Annotated in this window: 12 protein-coding genes; all 12 read left to right on the top strand. The window is 64.8% G+C overall.

The annotated features are described in order from the left end of the window. The first annotated feature begins 166 nt into the window (after positions 1-166). The 12 genes from JHB91_RS05085 (at position 167) to JHB91_RS05035 (ending at position 21,939) form a co-directional block, all read left to right on the top strand. Positions 167-5,434 carry a DEAD/DEAH box helicase gene (locus JHB91_RS05085; RefSeq protein WP_199471920.1) on the top strand — a complete coding sequence of 1,756 codons (5,268 nt, stop codon included), beginning with the start codon at positions 167-169 and terminating at the stop codon, positions 5,432-5,434. 11 nt (positions 5,435-5,445) lie between these two features. Beyond that, entirely contained in the window at positions 5,446-8,250 is a 2,805-nt protein-coding gene (locus JHB91_RS05080; RefSeq protein ID WP_199471918.1) for a helicase-related protein, read from the top strand. Continuing rightward, on the top strand, positions 8,247-12,173 hold the full coding sequence (locus JHB91_RS13900) for an N-6 DNA methylase (RefSeq protein ID WP_343225082.1): 3,927 nt from the start codon (positions 8,247-8,249) through the stop codon (positions 12,171-12,173). The genes JHB91_RS05080 and JHB91_RS13900 overlap by 4 nt, the downstream gene beginning before the upstream one ends. Next, on the top strand, positions 12,173-13,519 hold the full coding sequence (locus JHB91_RS05075) for a DUF3696 domain-containing protein (RefSeq protein WP_199471916.1): 1,347 nt from the start codon (positions 12,173-12,175) through the stop codon (positions 13,517-13,519). The genes JHB91_RS13900 and JHB91_RS05075 overlap by 1 nt, the downstream gene beginning before the upstream one ends. After that, on the top strand, positions 13,506-14,042 hold the full coding sequence (locus JHB91_RS05070; RefSeq protein ID WP_199471914.1) for a hypothetical protein: 537 nt from the start codon (positions 13,506-13,508) through the stop codon (positions 14,040-14,042). The genes JHB91_RS05075 and JHB91_RS05070 overlap by 14 nt, the downstream gene beginning before the upstream one ends. Further along, positions 14,039-14,737, top strand: a complete 699-nt coding sequence (locus JHB91_RS05065; RefSeq protein ID WP_199471912.1) for an RNA ligase family protein — start codon at positions 14,039-14,041, stop codon at positions 14,735-14,737. The genes JHB91_RS05070 and JHB91_RS05065 overlap by 4 nt, the downstream gene beginning before the upstream one ends. A 94-nt stretch (positions 14,738-14,831) precedes the next feature. Then, a complete protein-coding gene (locus tag JHB91_RS05060) occupies positions 14,832-16,067 on the top strand; it encodes a hypothetical protein (protein WP_199471910.1) in 1,236 nt (411 codons plus the stop codon). Then, entirely contained in the window at positions 16,064-16,405 is a 342-nt protein-coding gene (locus JHB91_RS05055; protein ID WP_199471908.1) for a hypothetical protein, read from the top strand. Before JHB91_RS05060 ends, JHB91_RS05055 begins: the two co-directional genes overlap by 4 nt. Then, the gene (locus JHB91_RS05050; RefSeq protein WP_199471907.1) at positions 16,405-17,622 is read left to right on the top strand and encodes a hypothetical protein; all 1,218 of its coding nucleotides are present in this window, start codon (positions 16,405-16,407) and stop codon (positions 17,620-17,622) included. The genes JHB91_RS05055 and JHB91_RS05050 overlap by 1 nt, the downstream gene beginning before the upstream one ends. A 40-nt stretch (positions 17,623-17,662) precedes the next feature. After that, complete coding sequence (locus JHB91_RS05045; protein ID WP_199471906.1) at positions 17,663-19,465, top strand: DUF262 domain-containing protein; 1,803 nt, start codon at positions 17,663-17,665, stop codon at positions 19,463-19,465. Next, a complete protein-coding gene (locus JHB91_RS05040) occupies positions 19,462-20,205 on the top strand; it encodes an HNH endonuclease signature motif containing protein (RefSeq protein WP_199471905.1) in 744 nt (247 codons plus the stop codon). Before JHB91_RS05045 ends, JHB91_RS05040 begins: the two co-directional genes overlap by 4 nt. Positions 20,206-20,268: 63 nt before the next feature. Then, complete coding sequence (locus JHB91_RS05035) at positions 20,269-21,939, top strand: tetratricopeptide repeat protein (RefSeq protein WP_199471904.1); 1,671 nt, start codon at positions 20,269-20,271, stop codon at positions 21,937-21,939. Positions 21,940-21,949: the final 10 nt, after the last annotated feature.

The raw sequence follows: 21,949 nt of genomic DNA, 5'->3' as shown, positions 1-21,949 counted from the left end.
GCATGCTTCCAACAGTTGCGAGCCATGCAGCGGTCTGTTGCGCATCCACACCGCGCCTGCCCTTTGCGGGTCTGACTCCGTAGTATTGGGGGTCAGGTACCCGATTCTGGCGACAGCAGCCGAGCCAAGCCAGGAGAGATTGCCAAGTGTCGCCAGGGGGGCGGAGTTGGACGTATTTGCACTGAAGCAGCACTTGATCGGGGACTACAGCCGGTTTGCCCGTTCATTCACCTCGATCCGAGCCGATGACCTGGGGCAGGGCATCGAGCAGGAGTACGCCAGCGGGCGCTTCTGGCCTGAGCCGCTGATTCAGATCAACCCCCGGTACACCCTTGGCCGGACCACGGCGGATCTGGCCTCGGCCGGTGAGCTGCGCCCCGTCACTGCCAAGCACTTTCCAATCGGGCTCTACCGTCATCAGGAGCAGGCCGTTGCCTTTGCCGGGCACGGCGAGAGCTTTGTCGTCACCACTGGCACCGGCTCCGGCAAGTCGCTGTGCTTCTTCCTGCCGATTGTCGATGCCGTCCTGCGTGCGAAGGAGCAGGATCCGACGCCCCGTACCCGGGCCATCGTCATCTATCCGATGAACGCGTTGGCGAACAGCCAGCGCGAGGAACTGATCAAGTATCTGGGTGAAAACGGACCGGTCACCTTCGCCCGCTACACCGGTCAGGAAGACCAGGACGAGCGCGAGCGGATCAAGAACCACCCGCCGGACATTCTGTTGACGAATTTCATGATGCTGGAAATGCTCATGACCCGTCAGTCGGAACTGGACACCCAGGTCATCCGCAACTGCGAGGGTCTGCAGTTCCTGGTCCTGGACGAGCTGCATACCTACCGTGGCCGGCAAGGCGCGGACGTGGCCATGCTGGTCCGGCGCGTGCGCGAGCGTGTGGCACCCGAACGCCTGCAGTGCATCGGCACATCGGCCACCATGGCCTCCGGCGGCACCCGCGAGGACCAGAACCGGCAGGTGGCCGAGGTCGCTTCCACGCTCTTCGCAACCACTATCCCTGCCTTCAACATCGTGACCGAGGATCTGGACCGCGCCACCGACCCGGCCAAGACCGCCGAGTCGGTCGCGGGCGAACTGACTGCCGCGATCAACGCAGGCGTCAGGCCGGATATCAGCGACGCCGACCTCCGGGACAACCCGCTCGCGATCTGGGTGGAAACGCGGCTCGGTATCACCCGCGACCAAGGGCACAAATGGGTCCGCGCCAAGCCCGTCACGGTAGCGAGGGCGACCGAGTTGCTCGCCGCCGAGGCCGGCACCGATGAGGAAAGCGCCGGTCGCGCACTCCGCGATCTGCTACTCATCGCAGCCATTCCGGAGAACGAGAGGCGCGCGCAGACAGACGGCAATGACCGCGCGTTCTTCGCGTTCCGTCTGCACCAGTTCATCAGCGGCGCGGGCGTGGTGTACACCACGCTCGATCCCTACGGAACCCGCCCCGTCGAGTTGGAAGGCCAGCAATTCCTACCGGCAGACCCGGCCAAGCGCCTGTACTCCACGTATTTCTGCCGCAGTTGTGGCCAGGACTACCACCCCGTGCGCCTGCGCAAGGACGAAGGTGGCCTGATGCTGCTGGCCCGTGACATCGACGACATGCCGCGTCAGGGTGACAAGGGCGAGGAAAACTCGGACGCCGACGATGACGCGCAGGGGGAGCGCCTGGGCTTCCTGCTCGGTGATCCGAAGGCAGGCGACCTGGACTTCACCGGCCGGATCGAGGACTACCCCGAGGCTTGGATCGAAACGCCCTCAAGCGGCGAGCCCCGGCTCAAGCGCTCGCACCGGCATCTGGAGGCGCGAGAGCTTCTGGTCCAGCCCAATGGCCATGTCGGCACCGGCCGGGCGCACTGGTTTCTTCCGGGCAAGTTCCGTTTCTGCCTCCAGTGTCGCGATGTCCACGGTGCGCAAGGCAAAGACATCAACCGTCTGGCTGCCCTGTCGGCCGAGGGCCGCAGCTCCGCGACCACCTTGCTGACCACCAGCGTCCTGCGCTGGATGCATGGGGGTGCCTCGAACGGCATTGACGTCGACAAACGCAAGCTGCTGGGCTTCACCGACAACCGCCAGGACGCTGCGCTCCAGGCCGGCCACTTCAACGACTTCACCTTCGTCACCCTGTTGCGCGGCGCGATCTTCCGCGCCTTGCGCGAGGCCGGTAGTGAAGGCTTGTCGGACAGCGGCCTCGGCGCGGCGGTCCGTGCCGCGCTTGGGTTTGATCGCGAGTTGGCACGTGGCGAAGACCCTGGCGAAAGCCATCGCCGCGAATGGCTGCAGGATCCCGCCGCGATCGGCCGTGATCTTGCCGAGGCGCAGGAGAGCCTGCGCTTCATCCTTGCCTACCGAACCTGGTACGACCAGCGCCGTGGTTGGCGCTACACCAATCCCAATCTGGAAGAGCTCGGCCTGCTCCGCGTGGCCTATCAGGATCTTCCCGAACTGTGTGCAGATGCGAGCCGCTTTGCCGACGCACCGCCGCTGCTGCGCAATGCCTCGGCGACGACGCGCGAAGACGCGTTCCGGGAACTGTTCGACTACATGCGCACCGGCCTTGCGGTTGATGCCGCAGCACTGGACAAACAATCGCTTGACCAGCGCCGCGACGACTCGCTCCGGCTACTCCGGGATCCGTGGGGCTTCGTGCGCGAAGAGAGGCCGCTGGGCTCGCGCTGGCTGTTTCTGCAGCCGCCGTCCGGCCGCGCGCTGCGCGGCAAGGACGAGGAGCTGATCCTGCGCGGCGGCCTGCAGACGCGCCTTGGCAAGACACTGCGCAATTCGGCCTTGTGGTCCGATCCGCACGCCGCTTCCCTGAATCGTAAGGATTACCAGGCGCTGTTCGAAGCGATGATCCGTATCGCCCAGGCGGGCGGATTCATCCGCAAGGACGAGCACACCCTGTTCAACGTGCCCGGTTACCGACTCAACGCCGGTCGGGTGCGCTTCCTGGCAGGAGACGGCGGCGGCAAGCGGGCCAACGATTTCTTCCAGGCCCAGTACGCAACCGTCGCCGACGTGCTAGCCCAGCAGAACCGCGCCCTGTTCGCACTGGAGGCCCGTGAGCACACGGCACAGGTATCCGCCGAGCTGCGTGCCCTGCGTGAAATCCGCTTCCGATTCGGCTTGGTCGAGCAGGCGAAGCTGGCCGGCGACCTCAAGGCCGCCTGCAAGGAACAGGGCGAGCCGAACCGCTTCCTGCCGGTGATGTTCTGCTCGCCCACGATGGAGCTGGGCGTGGACATATCGGCGCTCAATGCCGTGTACCTGCGCAACGTTCCGCCCACTCCGGCCAACTACGTCCAGCGTGCAGGCCGGGCCGGCCGCAGCGGCCAGGCGGCGCTGGTCGTCACCTACTGCGCCGCGCGCAGCCCTCATGACCAGTACTTCTTCCGCGATCCCTCCGGGATGGTGCATGGCGTCGTCAGGCCGCCACTGCTGGATCTGGCCAATGAATCGCTGATCCGCAGCCACCTGCAGGCCGAATGGCTGGCGAGCACCGGCCAGGCGCTGGAGACTTCCATCGCCAACGTCGTTGATCCGGGCCTGCCCAATGCCCCCGTCCGCGATGCATTGACCGTCGCCATGCGGACCGACGAGGTCACCCAACTGGCGACCCGGCGTGCGGAGCGGATCCTGCTGGCCATGGCGGATCATCTCGATGCCACGCACGCCCCGTGGTATCCGGGCGCCAGCCCCTTCGCGCATGAGGTCGCAACGTCGGCGCCGGCACAGTTCAACGCCGCCTTCAACCGCTGGCGCGATCTGCTCAGCTCCGCCCAGCGCCAGAAACAACTGGCCCAGAACACCCTCAACAACCTCGCCATCACCGATCGCCGCGAGCGCGAAGATGCCCAGCGCCGCGACCGCCAGGCCAACGATCAGATCAGCCTGTTGCTGCACGGAAAGGACTCGTTCTCCAGCGACTTCTACACCTACCGCTATCTCGCCACCGAAGGCTTCCTGCCCGGCTACAACTTCCCGCGCCTGCCGCTGATGGCCTATGTGCCCGGACGCGCGGACGTGCGCAGCGGCAACGTGTTCCTGCAGCGGCCGCGGTTCCTCGCATTGTCGGAGTTCGGTCCGCGCAGTCTCGTCTATCACGAGGGTCGCGCTTACCGCGTCGTGAGTGCCCGTATCGCCCTCTCCAGCACTGAACAGGCCACGGCGGGCGGACTGCTGTCAACGTCGGCCGCTCGGGTCTGCGCGCATTGCGGCGCCGCGCACTTCGCCATGCACTGGAACGACTGCCACTCCTGCGGCATGCCGCTGGCGGATGCCCACAAGATCAATGGTCTGTATCGCATTGAGAATGTCGACACCCAGCCGGCCGAGCGCATCACCGCCAACGACGAGGAACGCCAGCGGCAGGCCTTCGAGCTGCAAACGGTCTACGAGTGGGGCATCCGGCACGGCCGCGTGGATGTCATCACGGTGCTGGCGCAGGACGGGGAGGGCGACATCCTGACCTTGCGCTACGGCCCCGGCGCCACCATCACCCGGGTCAACAAGGGCCTGCGGCGACGCAAGAACCCCAACCAGTTCGGCTTCTTCATCAACCCCCGCACCGGCTGGTGGGTGAAGGAAGACGTGGACGAAGACGACAACGCCGGCCACGACGACAAGCTGCCGCCCCAGCGCATCGTGCCCTTCGTGCAGGACAACAAGAACGCCCTGCTGATGCAGCCGCATGGCGAGTGCGAGCCACGCACGTTGGCAACCCTGCAGCACGCGCTCAAGCGCGGCATCGAGGCCGTGTTCCAGCTTGAGGAAGCCGAACTGCTCGCCGAGCCGCTTCCCAGCGCAGGCGAGCGCCAGGGCGTCTTGTTCTACGAAGCCACCGAAGGCGGCGCCGGCGTCCTGACCCGACTGGCCAACGATCCTGACGCCCTGGCCCAGGTCGCCCGTCATGCCCTGCGCGTGATGCACTTCGACATTCCCGATGCCGGACCCTTGCCCGCGCCGGAGGAACTGCGCGACCTGCCGGAGGTGAAGTGCGTCGCCGGCTGCTACCGCTGCCTGCTGTCGTATTACAACCAACCTGACCACGAACTCATCGACCGGCGCGACAGCGGCGTGCTGCGCCTGCTGTGGCGACTGGCCCAAGTCACCACGTCGCTGCAGGCCCAGCCCGATGCGCCTGTGCAGCCGCCTGAAGCGCCGGCGGCGCCGGGTTGGGCCGGGCAGTGGCATGCACAGCGCGCCAGGCACGGCCCCGATCTACCGCCGCCAGCCACCGCCGAAGCCGACGGCCAGGTGGTGTTGCACTGGCCGGACCACTATGCCGCTGTCGGCTTGCCCGATACTCCCCGTGAACTGCAGGCCGCCTGGGAAGACCGCGGCTACAGCTTCATCCGTTTCCCCGCCGACACCGCCGCATGGCCGCCGCTGTTCCAGCGCCTGGGCCGGCTGCTCGGCCTCTGACTGCGTATTTGATGAACACACCCGCTCCCCAGTTCACCCCCGGCTCCCTGGTCCGCGCACGCGGCCGCGAATGGATCGTCCAGCCCGGCAGCGTCGCGCCACTGCTGCGCCTGCGCCCGCTGTCCGGCGGTGAGGACGAGGGTGCCGTTATCCACGCCGGGCTGGAGCCCGACATCGGCTCCGCCCAGTTCCCCGCGCCCGATCCCGCGCAGGAAGGCAGCCAGCACGACGCCATCCTGCTCGCCGACGCCCTGCGCATGGCGCTGCGTCGCGGCGCCGGCCCGTTCCGCTGCTTCGGCAACATCTCGGTCGAGCCGCGCACTTACCAGTTGGTGCCACTGCTGATGGCCCTGCGCCTGGATCCGGTGCGCCTGCTGATTGCCGACGACGTCGGCATCGGCAAGACCATCGAGGCCGCGCTGATCGCGCGCGAGCTTTACGACCGAGGTGAAATCCAGCGCATGGCCATGCTGTGCCCACCGCACCTGGTCGAGCAGTGGGTGCGCGAGCTCAACGAACGCTTCCACATCCCGGCCGTGGCCGTCACCGCCAGCAGCGCCGCACGGCTGGAACGCGGCCTGCCGATCGGCGACTCCATCTTCCATGCACACCCCTTCACCGTGGTCAGCCTGGACTACATCAAGTCCGACCGACACCGCCACGACTTCATCCGCGCCTGTCCGGAGTTCGTCATCGTCGACGAGGCGCATACCTGCGTCAGTTCCGGACAGACCCGCCAGCAGCGCTTCGAACTGCTGCGTGAGCTTGCCGCGGATGCCGAGCGCCACCTGGTATTGCTTACCGCCACCCCGCACAGCGGCGACCAACAGGCGTTCTACAGCCTGCTGGCCCTGCTAAAGCCCGAGTTCGCCCAGCTTGCGACCGCCAGCGGCGACAGCAAGGAGAGCCTGCGCGAACAACTCGCCAAGCACTTCGTCCAGCGTCGCCGCGCGGATATCGATGAGTGGCAGGACGGCAGTGTGTTCCCGCAGCGCGAAACCGCCGAAATCACCTATCGACTCACCGGCCAGTGGGACCAGTTCTTCCAGGCGGTACTCGATTACTGTCGCGACGTCACCCAGCGCGCAGGCGACGACGCCCGCCGCCAGCGGCTGAGCTTCTGGGGCACCCTGGCACTGATGCGCTGCGTGGCCTCCAGCCCGGCTGCGGCGGTACAGGCCCTGCAGACCCGCCTGCTGTCCGAGCAGGTAGACAATGCCCCGGAAGAGGTGCTGCAGACGCTGTTCGACGGCAGCGAAGATGACCTGCGCGAAGACGATGTTGCCCCCGCCGCCGACACCGGCGACCCGGCCCTGCATGCCCTGCTGGTCCAGGCCCGCGCGCTGGTTGGCGAGGATGACGACCCCAAGCTGCGCCTGCTCAGCGAGCACCTGAAGCAGCTCATCGCCGACGGCTTCAGGCCCGTCGTGTTCTGCCGCTACATCGCCACTGCCCACTACCTGCGCGAGCATCTGGACGGCAAGTTTCGCGGGGTCACCTTGGAGGTAGTCACCGGCGAGTTTCCGTCCGAGGAGCGCGAGCGCCGCGTTGAGGCCTTGGGCGAAGCCGACCGCCGTCTGCTGATTGCCACTGACTGCCTGTCCGAGGGCGTCAACCTGCAGGAGCACCTCGACGCCGTCGTCCACTACGACCTGTCCTGGAACCCCACCCGCCACGAACAGCGCGAAGGCCGCGTGGACCGCTTCGGCCAATCCAGCCCCAAGGTGCGCGCCACGCTGATGTACGGCGCCAACAACCCGGTCGACGGCGCCGTGCTGCAGGTGATCCTTCGCAAGGCTGAGAAGATCCGCCAGGAACTCGGCGTTCCGGTTCCGATGCCCGACGATGACCACACCCTGACCCAGGCCTTGATGAAGGCGGTGATGCTGCGCAGCGAGCGCGCCGGCGGCCCGCAGCAGACCTTCGACTTCGGCCAGTTCGAGGAAGCCAGTGAGCTCGACGTTCGCTGGACCGACTTGGCCGAAAAGGCCAAGCGCAACCGCACGGTGTTCGCCCAGCGCCGGCTCAGGCCCGCTGAAGTGCTGCCCGAATGGGAGCGCATGAAGGCCGTGCTCGGCGACAGCGGCGACGTCAGGCGCTTCACCACCGAGGCCATGTCCCGCCTCGGCGCCGGCCTGCTGTTCCGTCCGAAGCGCGGCGCCACCGCTCCGCTGACGGCATTGCCCCGGGTGTTGCGCGAGCGCCTCGAAGCCGCTGGCCTGGAAGGCGACATTGGTATCGACTTCAGCCAGCCGCCCGCACCGCGCTGCCGCTACGTCAGCCGCAGCCATCCGCTGGTCAGCACCTTGGCAGATGAACTGCTGGAGCGCGCCGTAAGCGGTGAAACCCGCGACAACCAGCAGCTCGCCACGCTGGGCCGCATCGGCGTCTGGCGCAGTCCGGCGGTGGATGCCATCACCACCGTGTTGCTGCTGCGCCTGCGCCATCAGATCACCACCACCCGCTCCGGGCGCAGCAGCGTGCTGCTGGTGGAAGAAGCCCTCCCGGTGGCTTGGCAGGGCAGGGCGAATCCTGTCGAAGTGCAGGGCGAACAACTGCTGGCCTGGCTGCAGGAACCAGCCAGCGGCAACTTGCCCGAACCGGTGCGCCAGCGCGAGATGCACGGCGTGCTGGTCCTGTTGGACGAGCGCGGAGAAGCGCTGGAGGCCATCGCCGACGCCCAAGCCGAGCGCCTGCTGGCCGACCACCGCCGCGTGCGCCAAGCCGCCGACGCGCGTGGCCGTTACGAAGTGCGCGCACTGAAGCCCGTGGATGTCATTGCCGCGTTCGTGCTGATGCCTGGAGCCGACGCATGAGTCGCCGCGACGCCGCCCTGGAGTTCGACGCCATCCACATCGAAGGCGGTCTGCTGCCCGCCGAATGGCTGGCCAACATCGCCGCGCTCAAGGCCGCCCACCAGTCGCCCGCCGACTACGGCATCCCCAAGGGCCTGAACCTGCGCGACGAGTTGGGCCGTTACTGGCGCATCGCCCAGGCCCACTGGAGCGAATTCGCCAATGCCCGCGAACAGGCGGAGGATTCGCATGGCCTGGCTGATCGCTTCGTGCAGGCCCTGATGCGCGAGGTCTTCGGCGCCACCGACCTCCAGCCGCACGCTGCGCCGGTCGACATCAGCGAACGCCTGTACCCCATCACGGCCACCGCACGCACAGGCCGCCTGCCGCTGGTCATCGCCGCCGCCAACCGGCGCCTGGACGACCGCGACCGCCACTATGGTGACAGCGGGCGCCAGCGCAGCGCCTTCGGCCTGCTGCAGGACTACCTCAACGCCGCCGATGGGGCCTTGTGGGGTATCGCCACGAACGGCAGCGTGCTGCGCTTGGCGCGCGACAACGCCAGCCTCACCCGCCCGGCCTGGGTCGAGGCCGATCTGACGCGCATCTTCAGCGAGGAGCGCTACGCCGACTTCTCCCTGCTGTGGCTGCTGATCCACGCCAGCCGCTTCGGCAACCCGGAAGCGCTGGTGGCGCACTGCCCGCTCGAAGCCTGGCGCGAGGCCAGCAAGGAGCAGGGTACCCGTGCTCGCAACCGGATGCGCCTGGCGGTTGAGGAAGCGCTGGAGGAGCTGGGCCAGGGCTTCCTGTCCGAGGCCGCCAACCAGCCACTGCGCGATGCCCTGGCCAGCGGCACGTTGGACCGCAATGCCTACTTCCAGCAGCTGCTAAGGCTGGTCTACCGGCTGATCTTCCTGCTCACCATTGAGGAGCGCGGCCTGCTGCACCCGGCCGATTCCGATCCCGCGGCGGTCAAGGTCTACGCCGATGGCTACAGCCTGCGCCGCTTGCGCGAACGCGCCCGCGGACGCCGCGCCTTCGACCGCCATGCCGATCTTTGGGACGGCCTGAAGCCGGTGCTGGCCGGCCTGGCCCACGGCCAGTCGCTGCTGGCGCTGCCGGCGCTTGGCGGCCTGTTTGCCGTGGATCAGTGCCCGGACCTGGACGCCAGCACCCTCGGCAATTCTGCGCTGCTTGCGGCTGTGGCCCGCCTTGGCTGGATGCGGGACGGGCGCAGCCTGACCCGCATCAACTGGCGCGACATGGGCCCGGAAGAGCTGGGCAGCGTGTACGAAAGCCTGCTGGAGCTGGTGCCCGACATCAGTGCCGATGGCCGCGTGTTCCGCTTCGCCAATGCGGATGCCGCCAAGGGCAATGCCCGCAAGACCAGCGGCAGCTATTACACGCCCGACTCCTTGGTGCAGGAGCTGCTGGATTCCGCGCTGGAGCCCGTGATCCAGCAGCGCATTGCCGGCGCTGCCGACCCGCAGGCCGCGCTGCTGTCCATCACCGTCTGCGACCCGGCCTGCGGCAGTGGCCACTTCTTGCTTGGCGCCGCGCGCCGTCTGGCCACGCGCTTGGCACAGCTACGCGCGCAGGGCACGCCCAGCAACGAGGACTTCCGCCACGCCATGCGCGATGTCGTCACCCACTGCATCTTCGGCGTGGACCGCAACCCCATGGCCATCGAGCTGGCGCGCATGTCGCTGTGGCTGGAGGCGATGACCCCGGACAAGGCCCTGGGGTTCTTGGATCACCACCTTCAGTGCGGCGACGCCCTGCTGGGCCTCACCGATCTGACCGCGCTGGAGCAGGGCATCCCCAAGGATGCCTACAAGGCCCTGTCAGGCGACGACGCCAAGGTCTGCAGGGAACTGGCCAAGCGCAACGCTGCCGAACTCAAGGACCTCGCGCGCAAACGCACCGCGCAGAGCTTCGGGCAGCGCGACCTGCTGGGTCTGCGCGCCGGCGGATTGGACAAACTCCGCGCGCTGGAAGCGCTGCCCGATGCCACGCTGGAGCAGATCGCCACCAAGCAGGCCGCCTGGCAGGCCTTCGCCGATGAATCCGCCGACAGCCCGCTGCGCCACGCCGCCGACATGCTGCTGGCCGCCTTTCTGCTGCCCAAGACCACGGCCACCCAGGACAGCGTGCCCACCACGGGCACGGTGGTGCTAGAGCTGCTGGGCGAGCGCGCCGCCCCCGGCCACGACGGCAAGCGTGCCGCCACCCGCGAGGCGTGCGAGGAAGCGCGCGTACTGCACTGGCCGCTGGCCTTCCCGCTGGTGCACGCGGCCGGTGGATTCGGTTGCGTGCTCGGCAACCCGCCGTGGGAGCGCATCAAGCTGCAGGAGGAGGAGTTCTTCGCCAGCCGCAACCGCGACGTGGCCGAGGCAAAGAATAAGGCCGAGCGCAGCCAGCGCATCCAGTGGTTGAGCGAAGGCATGCTGGCCGCACACCTGCAGCCGGAAGCTGGCCACAGCGCCGTGCAGGCGCAGGCCGAGCAGCGCTTGTATCGGGAGTTCCTGTCCGCCCGCCGTACCGCCGAAGCGGCCAGCGCCTTTGCCCACGTCAAGAGCGATGACGGCGGCCGCTATCCGCTGACCGGCGTGGGCGACGTGAACACCTATGCGCTGTTTGCCGAAACCATCAGCCAGGTGACCTCCCAATGGGGACGCTCCGGCTTCATCGTGCCCACCGGCATCGCCACCGACGACAGCACCAAGGCCTACTTCGGCGACATCACCCAGCGCGGGCGGCTGGTCTGCCTGTATGACTTCGAGAACCGAGAAGCCATCTTCCCGTCGGTGCACCGCAGCTACAAGTTCTGCCTGCTCACCTTGGGCGCGGCCGAACGCGCGCAGTTCGTGTGCTTCGCCACCCAGGTGGCCCAGCTCCACGACCCGCGCCGCCGCTTCACCCTTACCCCCGACGAGTTCCGCCTGATCAACCCCAACACGCTCACCTTTCCGGTGTTTCGCAGTGAGCGCGATGCCGAACTGACCAAGAAGCTCTACCGCGCCGCGCCGGTGTTGATCGACGAGGGGCAGACGGATGGCAACCCGTGGGGCATCCGCTTCATGACGATGTTCCACATGTCCAACGACAGCCACCTATTCGCCGATGCGCCGGGCGAGGAACTGCTGCCGCTTTACGAAGCCAAGCTGATTCACCAGTTCGACCATCGCTGGGCGACGTATATCGATGGTGACAAAACCCGCGATGTCCTGACTGCAGAAAAGGCTGATCCGGATTTCGTGGTGACGCCGCGCTATTGGGTGGATGAGAGCGAAGTCGGCGAGCGTTTGGCAGGAAAAGGCTGGGAGAATGGCTGGCTGACAGGATGGCGCCGCAATGCCAGATCGACCGACGACCGCACAACAATTGCGACGGTGATGCCCCGAGTGGGCGCTGGCGATAGCCTCTTTCTGTACCTGCCAGGAAGCGCCTTCGGGGCTGCTGAGAGTGCGGCACTACTCGGTGCTTTGAACAGCATGCCCCTCGATTTCGTCGCGCGGCAGAAGGTCGGCGGCATGAACTACAGTTTCTACTACTTCAGGCAGCTTCCTGTCCCTGCGCCCAGCGGCTTCGCGGCCCACGATCTCAGCTACATCGTCCCGCGCGTGTTGGAACTGACCTACACCGCCCACGAACTCGCTCCCTGGGCGCGCGACCTCGGCTTTGAGGGCCCGCCCTTCATCTTCGACCCGGAACGCCGCGCCATCCTTCGCGCCGAACTGGACGCGTACTACGCCCGCCTCTACGGCCTCACCCGCGACGAGTTGCGCTACATCCTCGACCCCACCGACGTTATGGGCGCCGATTACCCCAGCGAAACCTTCCGCGTTCTCAAGAACAACGAACAGCGCGAACACGGCGAGTATCGTACCCAGCGGTTGGTGTTGGCGGCGTGGGACGGGCTTGAATCCGGAGAACTGCACTGATGCTCACCCATCTGAAGCTGGAAAACTTCAAGATCTGGCGCAGCACCGGCCCCATGCGGCTGGCGCCGCTGACCCTGCTGCTGGGCATCAACTCGTCCGGCAAGTCCAGCCTGATCCAGAGCCTGCTGCTGATCCGGCAAACGGTGAAGGGCGACGACCCGAATCTGGACCTGAACTTCGGCAACCCCGACTTGGGCGATTCGGTCACGCTGGGCCAGTTCCGCGACGTGCTCTGCCGCCACGGCGCGGCGACGGAGGTGGTGCCCGCCACCCAGATTGGCATCGAGTTCCGCTGGAGCGAGACCGGCGCGCCACAGCAGTCCTCACTGTTCTCTGCCCGCTACCAGAAGGGCCCGGCAGGCAGCGCCGAGCTGAGCTATCTGCGCCTGGGCAAGGATGAGGCAGGCTTCACTGTCACCCGCAGCAAGCCCGATGTCTATCGCCTGACCGTGGCCACCCAGAAGCGCCCGCTGGGCCAGAGCGCGTACTTTCGCCCAGAGCGATCATTCGCGTTCTCGCCATCCACGCTCAACAAGCTGGGCGCGGATGCGGACGCCATCCGCGACGCCGGGCCGGACTTGCTGGCCGAACTCGGCCGCATCATCTATCTCGGTCCGGTGCGCCGGCTCGCCCAGCGCGACTATGTGTGGTCGGGGCGCATGCCCGCGCACATCGGCGACGACGGCGCCAAGGCCATCGACGTGCTGATCGCCAGTGGCGTGGCGCGGGACGCCGCGATTCGGCGAGGCAGGGCACCGCCCGACGAAGCGAAGCTGTTCGACCAGGCCATCCACTGGCTCAAGACCATGGACTTGGCCGACGGCCTGCGGGTCCGCTCGCTGGGCAGTTCCGCGCGCTATGAGTTGCTGATCGAGCAGAACGGCGAGGCCAGCAACATCAAGGATGTCGGCGTCGGCGTTTCCCAGGTGCTGCCGGTCATTGTCGCCGCCCTGTTCGCCAGGCCGGGCCACATCGTGATCGTCGAAGAGCCCGAGAGCCACCTGCACCCGCTTGCCCAGCGGCAACTGGCCGAGTTGTTCGCCACAGTCAGCCGCGAGCGCAACGTCCAGTTCATCGTGGAAACCCATTCCGAGCACCTGTTCAGGCGCATGCAGACCTTGATTGCCCAGAAGTCGCTGAGCCCCGACCGGACGGCGATGTACTTCGTCGAGCGCGAAGGGAAGGAGGCGAAGCTGAGGCCGCTTGAGATTGACGTGGTTGGCCGAATCAGGAACTGGCCGCAGAACTTCTTTGGCGACACCCTGGGCGAAACGAGGACGCAGACCGAGCTGGCCATCCAGCACGCGAAGGAACTGCGGGCGAAGGAAAGCCATGTTCCTGATTGATAACAACGTAATGATGGGTGCATCGGCCTTTGTTGATGACTCTCAGCTCTTCGGCCATGCAGAACCCCCTGACCCCGCACTTCGCGAAACGATCTTCAACTGGCTAAAGGATTTCGATCTCGCTGATGCTCGAATGATTCTCGACGACGATGGGCTCATTCGCGCAGAGTACGAGAACAACATGCGTTACAACCAACGTTCATTTGATCAAGAGTACGGAATGCGCGTTCTCCAATCGAAGATCGATAGATATCAGGTTGAGTTCGTTCCAATAGAAACAGAGGTGGATGGAGGCGGATTGATTGGAAAGTTTCCGGATCGGCTGGGTGGTATTGTGCTTGATCGAGCTGATCGGAAATGGATTTCTGCGGCCGAGGCTACATACATCCTTCATGACGCCATGCCGACTATCGTCTATGCGGCCGAAACTGACTGGTATGTCATTGAGGCTCAATTGCAAGAGCATGGCTTCAGGTTGCAACGGCTCCTTCCAGAAGCCTGGTACAAAGCGCGCTGCGAATGAAAGTAGCCGATCACTTCTTCCGCTTCCCGCACACCCCCCACATCGCCTGGCTGGGCGAAGGCGCGCCGCGCGACGACAAGGTGCTGGCGCCGGATGAGGTCGCGACGCTGTTGTCCGGCCCGGTGGTGGTGGAAGAAAAGCTCGACGGCGCGAATCTCGGCTTCTCCATCGACCCCGAGGGCCGGCTGCGGGCGCAGAACCGCGGCCAGTATCTGATCGAGCCGCACACCGGCCAGTTCCAGCGCCTGCCCGAATGGATGGCTCTGCATGGTGCCGGCCTGGTCGGAGCCTTGGGCAAGGAGCTGATCGCCTTCGGCGAATGGTGCGCCGCCCGGCACTCCCTGGACTATCCCGCGCTGCCGGACTGGTGGCTGCTGTTCGACGTCTATGACCGCCGCGAAGGGAGGTTCTGGAGCACGCGTCGCCGCAATGAGCTTGCTGCGGCGCTGGGCGTGGCGTCGGTTCCCCGCTTGGCGGAGGGTCGCAAGACGGTTGCGACGCTCGTGGATGGGGTGGAACGCTGGAAGAGCCGATACCGCAAGGGCGGCTTGGAGGGCGTGGTGGTGCGCCGCGACGACGACGACTGGCTGCAGGCCCGGGGCAAGTTGGTTCGCGCCGACTTTACCCAGGCCATCGAGGGACACTGGCGCAGCCGCAAGCTGGAGTGGAATCGGGTGCGCTGGCATGGCGAGTGAGTTGTGCGTTGGAAGCCAGCCGCGCGGAGGGTTGGGATAGATTGAACAGACGGGCGGCGGATTTGCCCGTTGTGCGGTCACGGGGGATCTTGCAATGTCATTGTTCACCACGCTCACGCCTGAGCGGATATGCGAGGAGATCGCGGCAGCGCGTCGGCTGGTGATTCTGGCGGCGCCCGGTATTGTTCCCGCGGTAGCAAAGGCCCTCATCGCTGCGCACGTGCGCCTACCAGGCGGCAACGTGCAGGTGGTGCTGGACGTGTCTGCCACAGTCAGCAGACTTGGGTACGGAGAGCATTCGGCGACGGGCCAGTTGGCAAAGGCCGGAGTGTCACTGCAGCAGCAGCGCGGTCTGCGGTTGGGCGTATTGATCTGCGATGACCATGGCTGGAGCTATGCCAGCGTGCCACGCCTCGTGGAGGACGAACCCACCGAACAGGACGATGCCTGCAATGCGATTGCCCTGACCCAGGCCCAGGTTCTGGCCCTGCGTGCGGAGCTTCCGGCCACGCAGATGGCAGGTGGACCTGATGAAATCGCCGAGCCCCCGGTAATCGGTGCCGAACCCGTCGAACGCGAGACGCTGGAGCGGGTAGAGCGTGCGCTGGAGATCGCACCACCGCAGCCTTTTGACCTGGCCCGTCAAACTCGCGTCTACCACGCACTGCTCCAGTTCGTGGAACTCAAGTTCGAAGGCTTCAGCCTGCAGAGCCGGCGTATTCAATTACCCAAGAGCTTGCCCGTCATCGCCAGTAACGATCGCGCGCTGAAGGAGCGCCTCTCCGCCAGCCTCAAGTTGTTGGACAAGATGGAAAAGCCCGCAACCCTCAAAGACATCGAGGTACGTCTGGACGATCTGCGCGGGGCCTATCTGGTGCCGGTTGGTCGAGCTGGCCGCGTGATCCTGAAGGGGAAGTTGAAAGACTTCGAGAAGGAGCTAGCGCAAATTGAGGGCGACTTGAAGCAGTGCCGTGAGGCCTTGAAGGGCGATCTTGCAGACGCGCTGGCCACTGTGGCCGAATCGCTGGTGCCGGAACTTTCTCGTGCCGTACTGACCAGCCCACCCGCGCGGTTTCGAGGCTTATATCCGATGAGCAATGAGGCGGCCGCAACATTTGTGCGCGAGGAGCTGTGGAGGGCATTCCCCAGCGCGGAAGATCTGGTGGATGGCATGCGGATTCATAAGTTCTACAAGGATGTGACCTACGAAACCCTCAAGGACGAAGAGTTCGAGAAGAAGGTGAAGGATCTGATTCCGTCGTCAATCCTCAACGGCGCGCTGCTCCACGAGCACACCGCCGCGGCATCCGCGGGGAGCGTGACCAGGTGAGAAGTGCACTGATCGACGACTCGCTGTGGTTCATTCACAAGGATGGCGGCTGCTTTTATCCATGGTTCCGCTATTCGAAACATCATCGCCTGCGGAGCTTCTGGGTATCCGATGGTTCCAACCTGATCCAGGACGCGACGCCCGTGGCCACGGTGCCTGAGCTGGTAACGGAAGTTTTCTCGCGCGGTCGCAGTGTCTGGTTGTTCGACGGAGGCAAACGTGGTGGCCTGTATCGCTTTGGACATGACGCCATCCGGAAGTGGGATGCCACGCAGGCAGTTGCGACATTGGCATTGAGGGCAGGGGCCCCTGCATTGGCTGATCGGAGGGGCGGCTGATGCGTGTCCGGCGTGTCAGACAAGAGCTTGATCAGATTCCTGGGGCTCTCCTTGATGTGCCGCCGTTGGCTGGCGCGTCGGGAGACGAGGATGGGGTAGTCGGCAGTACCCTCTACTGTCCGGATGCGACGATCCGAAGCGACCCCGGTGAGGCATTCCAGTCAATGTCGGATGATCGGGAAGACGAGTCGGACAACGACGCGTTCGATCCGGTCTTTGAATGGGGTGCGGACTCGGAGGAGGCGATTCGCAAGCTGGGCGACGCAGCGGATGAACGAATCCGCAAAAGCGTGGAGGTGGACAGCGGGTCAGACGCGCTTGGCCATTACATCTCGTTTCATGTTCGCGGCGCGCAGTGGGGCGCTACCGTCAAGGCGTCCGGCGTCGCCTGGTTGGCGACCCGCTTTTTCAACACCTTGCCGACGGACGACCTGACGCGATGGCGGTTGGCCTTCCATGCCATCCTGCAGCACGAACTTTTTCATTTTGCAACTGATGTCGCGGTCTCCCAGGCCGAACTCGGCCAGCAGCAAGCTTGGTGGCGGCCGACTCTGGAGGCGCGTCGGACACGTGGAGAGCCGTATTCCCACCGGGAAGAGCGGCTGGCCAACGTCTGGATGCTGCGGGCATTCCGTACGGCACTTCCCGGTTACCAGGTCAGGGGGAAGCAGGCGGCGCTTAAGGCATTCGTGCGGCGCCAGCCAGCGGGCTATCGCGATGCGCTGACATTCGAGGCGCATCGCTGGGATTCTGAGCTGCGAGATCTGGTATTCGAATACGCCCAGAATGCGGGACGACAGTACGACAACCCTCTGTTGTGGGGCGAATACGATTGGGCCTGCCAGTTCCCGGTTCGGCCTCGCATCGATTGGCGGAATTGCCCCATACATTTCAAGGACGACAGCGCCAGGTTCGGGATCCCGCCGGGCTGGCTGACGTTCCTGTCGCACTTGCATGCTATTGACGAAAGCGACAAGTTCCTCAAGCAGTTGGCCAAGCTTGGCAGGCTTCATCAGGAACGGTGGCTCGTCGCCAAGCAGCGGGCAATGGATACCCTGACCGCAGGACATGACTTCAAGCCATGGCCAAAGGGCGGACACGATGTGTGGTCACTGCGGGTGGATCCGGCGTTACGGGCCCATTTGCAGCGTGATCGTGCGAACGACCGATGGATCGCCATCGAGATCGGGAATCACGGAGCGATGGGGCATGGCTGACTTTCGCCAGCCGTTGCAGATTGATGATGGGGAGTAGCAAATGAGCGAAATGCTGTTCAAGAAGACCGACTACACCCTGCAGGGGCTACTGACGGACATCGACATCGGCCGGATCGGTCTGCCGGACATCCAGCGCCCCTTTGTCTGGACCAACGCCAAAGTACGTGACCTGCTGGATTCCATGTACCGCGGCTATCCGGTGGGCTATCTGCTGTTCTGGGAGACCGGCGCCACTTCTGATCGTTCGCGCACCATCGGCGCTGGCGGTAAGCAGAAGGCGCCATCGCTGCTGATCGTGGACGGCCAGCAGCGGCTGACCTCACTGTATGCGGTGATGCGCGGAATCCCGGTGCTGCGCGACAACTTTCAGCACGAGACGGTCCGGATCGCCTTCAACCCAATGGATGGCAAGTTCGAGGTGCCCGACGCCACGACCGACAGGACACCGGAGTTTCTGCCCGACATCAGCGCGGTGCTGGCCAAGGATTCGTTCTCCGTCATCACGAGCTACCTGTCGCGCATCGAAGTCACTCGTGTGCCGACGGACGATGAGCGTGATCGTGCAATCAAGGCTATTACCCGCCTGTTCGAGCTGCCGGGCTACCCGTTCGTCGCACTGGAGCTCAGTTCAATCGCCACCGAGGAGCAGGTGGCCGATGTGTTCGTGCGCATCAACAGCGAGGGCAAGAAGCTCAACCAGTCCGATTTCATCTTGACCCTGATGTCGGTTTTCTGGGACGAGGGCCGCACGGCGCTGGAAGAGTTCAGCATTGAAACCCGCCGGCCGCCGTCATCACTGGGCGCCGCTTCTGGCTACAACCAAATTTTCCAGCCCGAGCCAGACAGTCTGCTGCGGGTGGGCGTGGGCCTTGCATTCCGGCGTGGACGCCTGCAGCACACCTACTCGCTGTTGCGCGGCAAGGACCTGCAGACCGGCCAATTCAGCCAGCAACAGCGCGAGCAGCAGTTCGAGCGGCTCAGGACAGCGCAGGCCCGTGTACTTGACCCGACACATTGGGCTGACTACCTCAATGTGGTGCGCGCGGCCGGCTACCGCAATGCACGCTACGTCAGCTCGGAAATGGCCTTGGTGTTTGGCTACCAGTTCTACCTGATCGGCCGTACAGAGTACGGGGTTCCGCCGCATGCCCTGAAGCAGGCCGTGGCGCGCTGGCTGTTCATGTCGTTGCTGACCGGACGCTACACCGGTGCAACGGAAACCCAGTTCGAAAAGGACCTGGCTCTGCTGCCGGCGTCCGGCGATGCCGATGCCTTCCTGCGGACGCTGGCCGAAGTGGGAGATTCCGAGCTGACCGCGGACTACTGGGACAAGACCCTGTCAATGGAGCTGGCCACGTCATCCGGTCGCAGCCCCAGCCTCTTTGCCTACTACGCGGCACTGGTGCTGTGCGATGCCCGCGCTTTGTTTTCAAAGGGCAGGGTAGCGGATCTCCTCGATCCACCGGCCTCTGGCAAGAAGAAGGCGCTGGAACGCCACCACCTGTATCCCAAGCGCTATCTCAACACGCTGAAGATCGAGGGCGTGCGCGAGACCAACCAGATCGCCAACTTCGCTCTGGTCGAATGGGACGACAACATTGCCATCTCCAATATCGCGCCAAAAGACTACTGGCCGCGCTACGCGTCGCGCTTCTCGGCTTCCGAGCTTGAGACCATGATGCGCTGGCATGCGCTTCCGGCCGACTGGTGGCACATGAACTATTCGGACTTCCTGCGTGCTCGACGTCCCTTGATCGCCCATGTAATTCGTGATGGATTCAGCCTGCTTGCCACAGGTGTGCAGGCCGAGAAGGCTCCCAGCATGGCCGTGGTTCCGAAATGAGCGTGGCGATACCCGCGTTGGTAGCCAAGGCGCTTGCCGACACCGGCTACGATCTGTTGTCGTCGGCGGACAATGGCTGGATAGCCGCGGCCATCAGTGGGAACGCGGGTCGCATACTGGTGCAGGCTGCCGACGATGGCGTGCTGCTGGCGGTGGCCGAGCCGACCATGGCGCAGCGAATCGGCCTGGAACCGACCGCGGTGCAGGTGCCTTCGGGGATGGCTGGTATCGGCATCGCTTACGGCGCCATGCAGCTGTACGAGGCCTTGCGCGTGCTGCACTCGCTGCAGACGCATCCGGTCTCCGCGCTATCCGCACGCGTCGAGGCGCGACTCGCAGGAATCCCGGAGACCGAGCGGACCCGCGAAGTGCGCCAGCGCATCGGCCAGGACGTTTTCCGCGAAGCACTGATGGACCTCTGGCAGGGCCGCTGCGCGGTCACTGGCATCCCGTTTCCGCGAGAGTTGCTGCGCGCCAGTCATGCGAAACCTTGGGCCAAGGCGAGCGACGCCGAGCGCCTTGACCCCTTCAATGGCCTGCTGCTGGCAACCCACCTGGATGCAATGTTCGACAGTGGACTGATTGGGTTTGGGGAGGACGGGGTGATGTTGTTTTCGCCGCAGCTGGACCTGGTGGTCCGTTCGCATTTTGGAGTCCATGAAGGTTCGCGCCTGCGGAGTGTTGCGCCGGGTCACATGCCGTACTTGGCTTGGCATCGTGAGTTTATCGTGCGTAAGTAGCTGCGATCGGCAGTGAGTGGGCCGTATGTTTGGGCGGGTCCCTGATTTGCATTGGAGGCGGTAATGGATTGGAAGAACGTCCAGGAGCTGCGAAAGCAGGGAAGCATTCCCGAAGGCAAGAAGCTCGCCTACGAGCTGCTGGAGGCGGACCCCAGCGACTTCCGGACGCGGTCAATGCTGGAATGGCTGATCTACGACGAAATGAAGCCGAATTTCAAGAAAGCTATCGAGGCGGTCAAGGCAGACAAGCGCCCCCAACAGGCTGATCTTGGTCGCATCGACCAGGCGCTGAACGAATTCACCCGTTTGCCCGCGCAGCGTCCTGGAATGGGCTGCTCGGTGCTGCTGCAACAGTTGTGCCGTATTGGTCCCGAATACCCCAGGTTCGCGGGGTTTGTCAGATGGGTCGGTATCGATGGGCTGAGGCAGGAAGACTGGAGCTCCCAGTCGTCTAATGACGGTACGTGGCCACCGCTGGTTGTATTGGTTGCGCGAGCATTGACCAAGTGGACCAAAGCGCGCGACACGTCGATGGAACGACTGGAGGAAACGCTGCAGTGGCTGAACGCTGCGACTCCCGTCGCTGAGGGCGATGACGCACTGTGGCTCCGATGGGACAAAGCAGGCGTACTGCGGAGGCTGGAGCGATACGAAGAAGCGGCGCGCGCACTTTCGTCCGTGATCAAGGCCAAGCGCAGCGATTTCTGGGTGTGGGCTGAAGCGGGTCGGCTCTACCAAGCGGATGACCCAGACCTCGCGCTGGCGTGCTTCTGCCAGGCACTACTGTGTCCATCGTCTCCTGAGTTCGTAGCCAAGGCACATCGCGAGCTGGCTGAGCTCTTGGCTGAGTGTGGTAATCATTCCCAGGCATGCGTCGAGATTGGGATCGCGGCGTCCGCTCGAGAGGAACAGGGTTGGCGTCTGGGAGACGAGCTGGAAAGTCTCATGCGCGAACCTTGGTTCGAACCCACTCCGTCTGATGCTCAGAAGCCGAAGGATTTCTATGCCGCACATGCGCCGCTTGCGCTGAGTCTGTGCTTCGATGAAGTCGAGACGCGACCGGCATCGTTCCTTGGTGTGTTGAACCTGCCGCAACCCCGTGACGCAAAGCCGGGATGGAAGCCTAGGCCGCGTACGCGATTCGCCGTTCTGACCGAAGACGGAAAATCCGTGAGCACGCTCGGGCCGCACCATCGAAAGGTCCCTTGGAAGCTTGGTGAGGCAGTATCACTAGTGGTGGGTCGGCAAGAAGGCCAGGCTGACGAGACGATCGTCCAGATTATCCGTCGTTCGGACGGTCAGCCCTGGGATTGCACGGCTCCCGGTCGTGGGGTTGTGGCTCGGGAAGCTTCAGATAACCGGCCAATGCAAATCTTCGCCGGTCGCGATCTGGGAGATGTGCCTGCGGATACTGGTGCCCCTTCAGATGAGAAAATTCGCCTTGGCGACGGTGTGTCGTTCGGTCTGACAACAAACCCGAAGAATGGTCGAGTTGATGCATATGGCGTGGGGCCAGCGCCGCTGCCGGACATTGATGTGAAGCAGATTCAGGGCCGGCTACGGCGCGCCGAGTCCATGGCGCACGCCTTTGTGGAAGATGTTTTCGTGCCGCCTCATGTGGTGGAGACCGTTCCCGAGCACGTCGATGAGGTTGGGGTTGTGGCGGTCTACGCCCGTCACCCGAAGAGGGAAGGGTATAGCTGGCGTGCGGTGCGAATTTCGGCGGCGAGCTAGTTCGGATCTC

This window comes from Luteimonas sp. MC1828 (assembly GCF_016461615.1).
Classification (GTDB): Bacteria; Pseudomonadota; Gammaproteobacteria; order Xanthomonadales; family Xanthomonadaceae; genus Luteimonas.
Note: the sequence above shows the minus strand (reverse complement) of the source record. Positions and strands in the feature narration are given on the sequence as shown.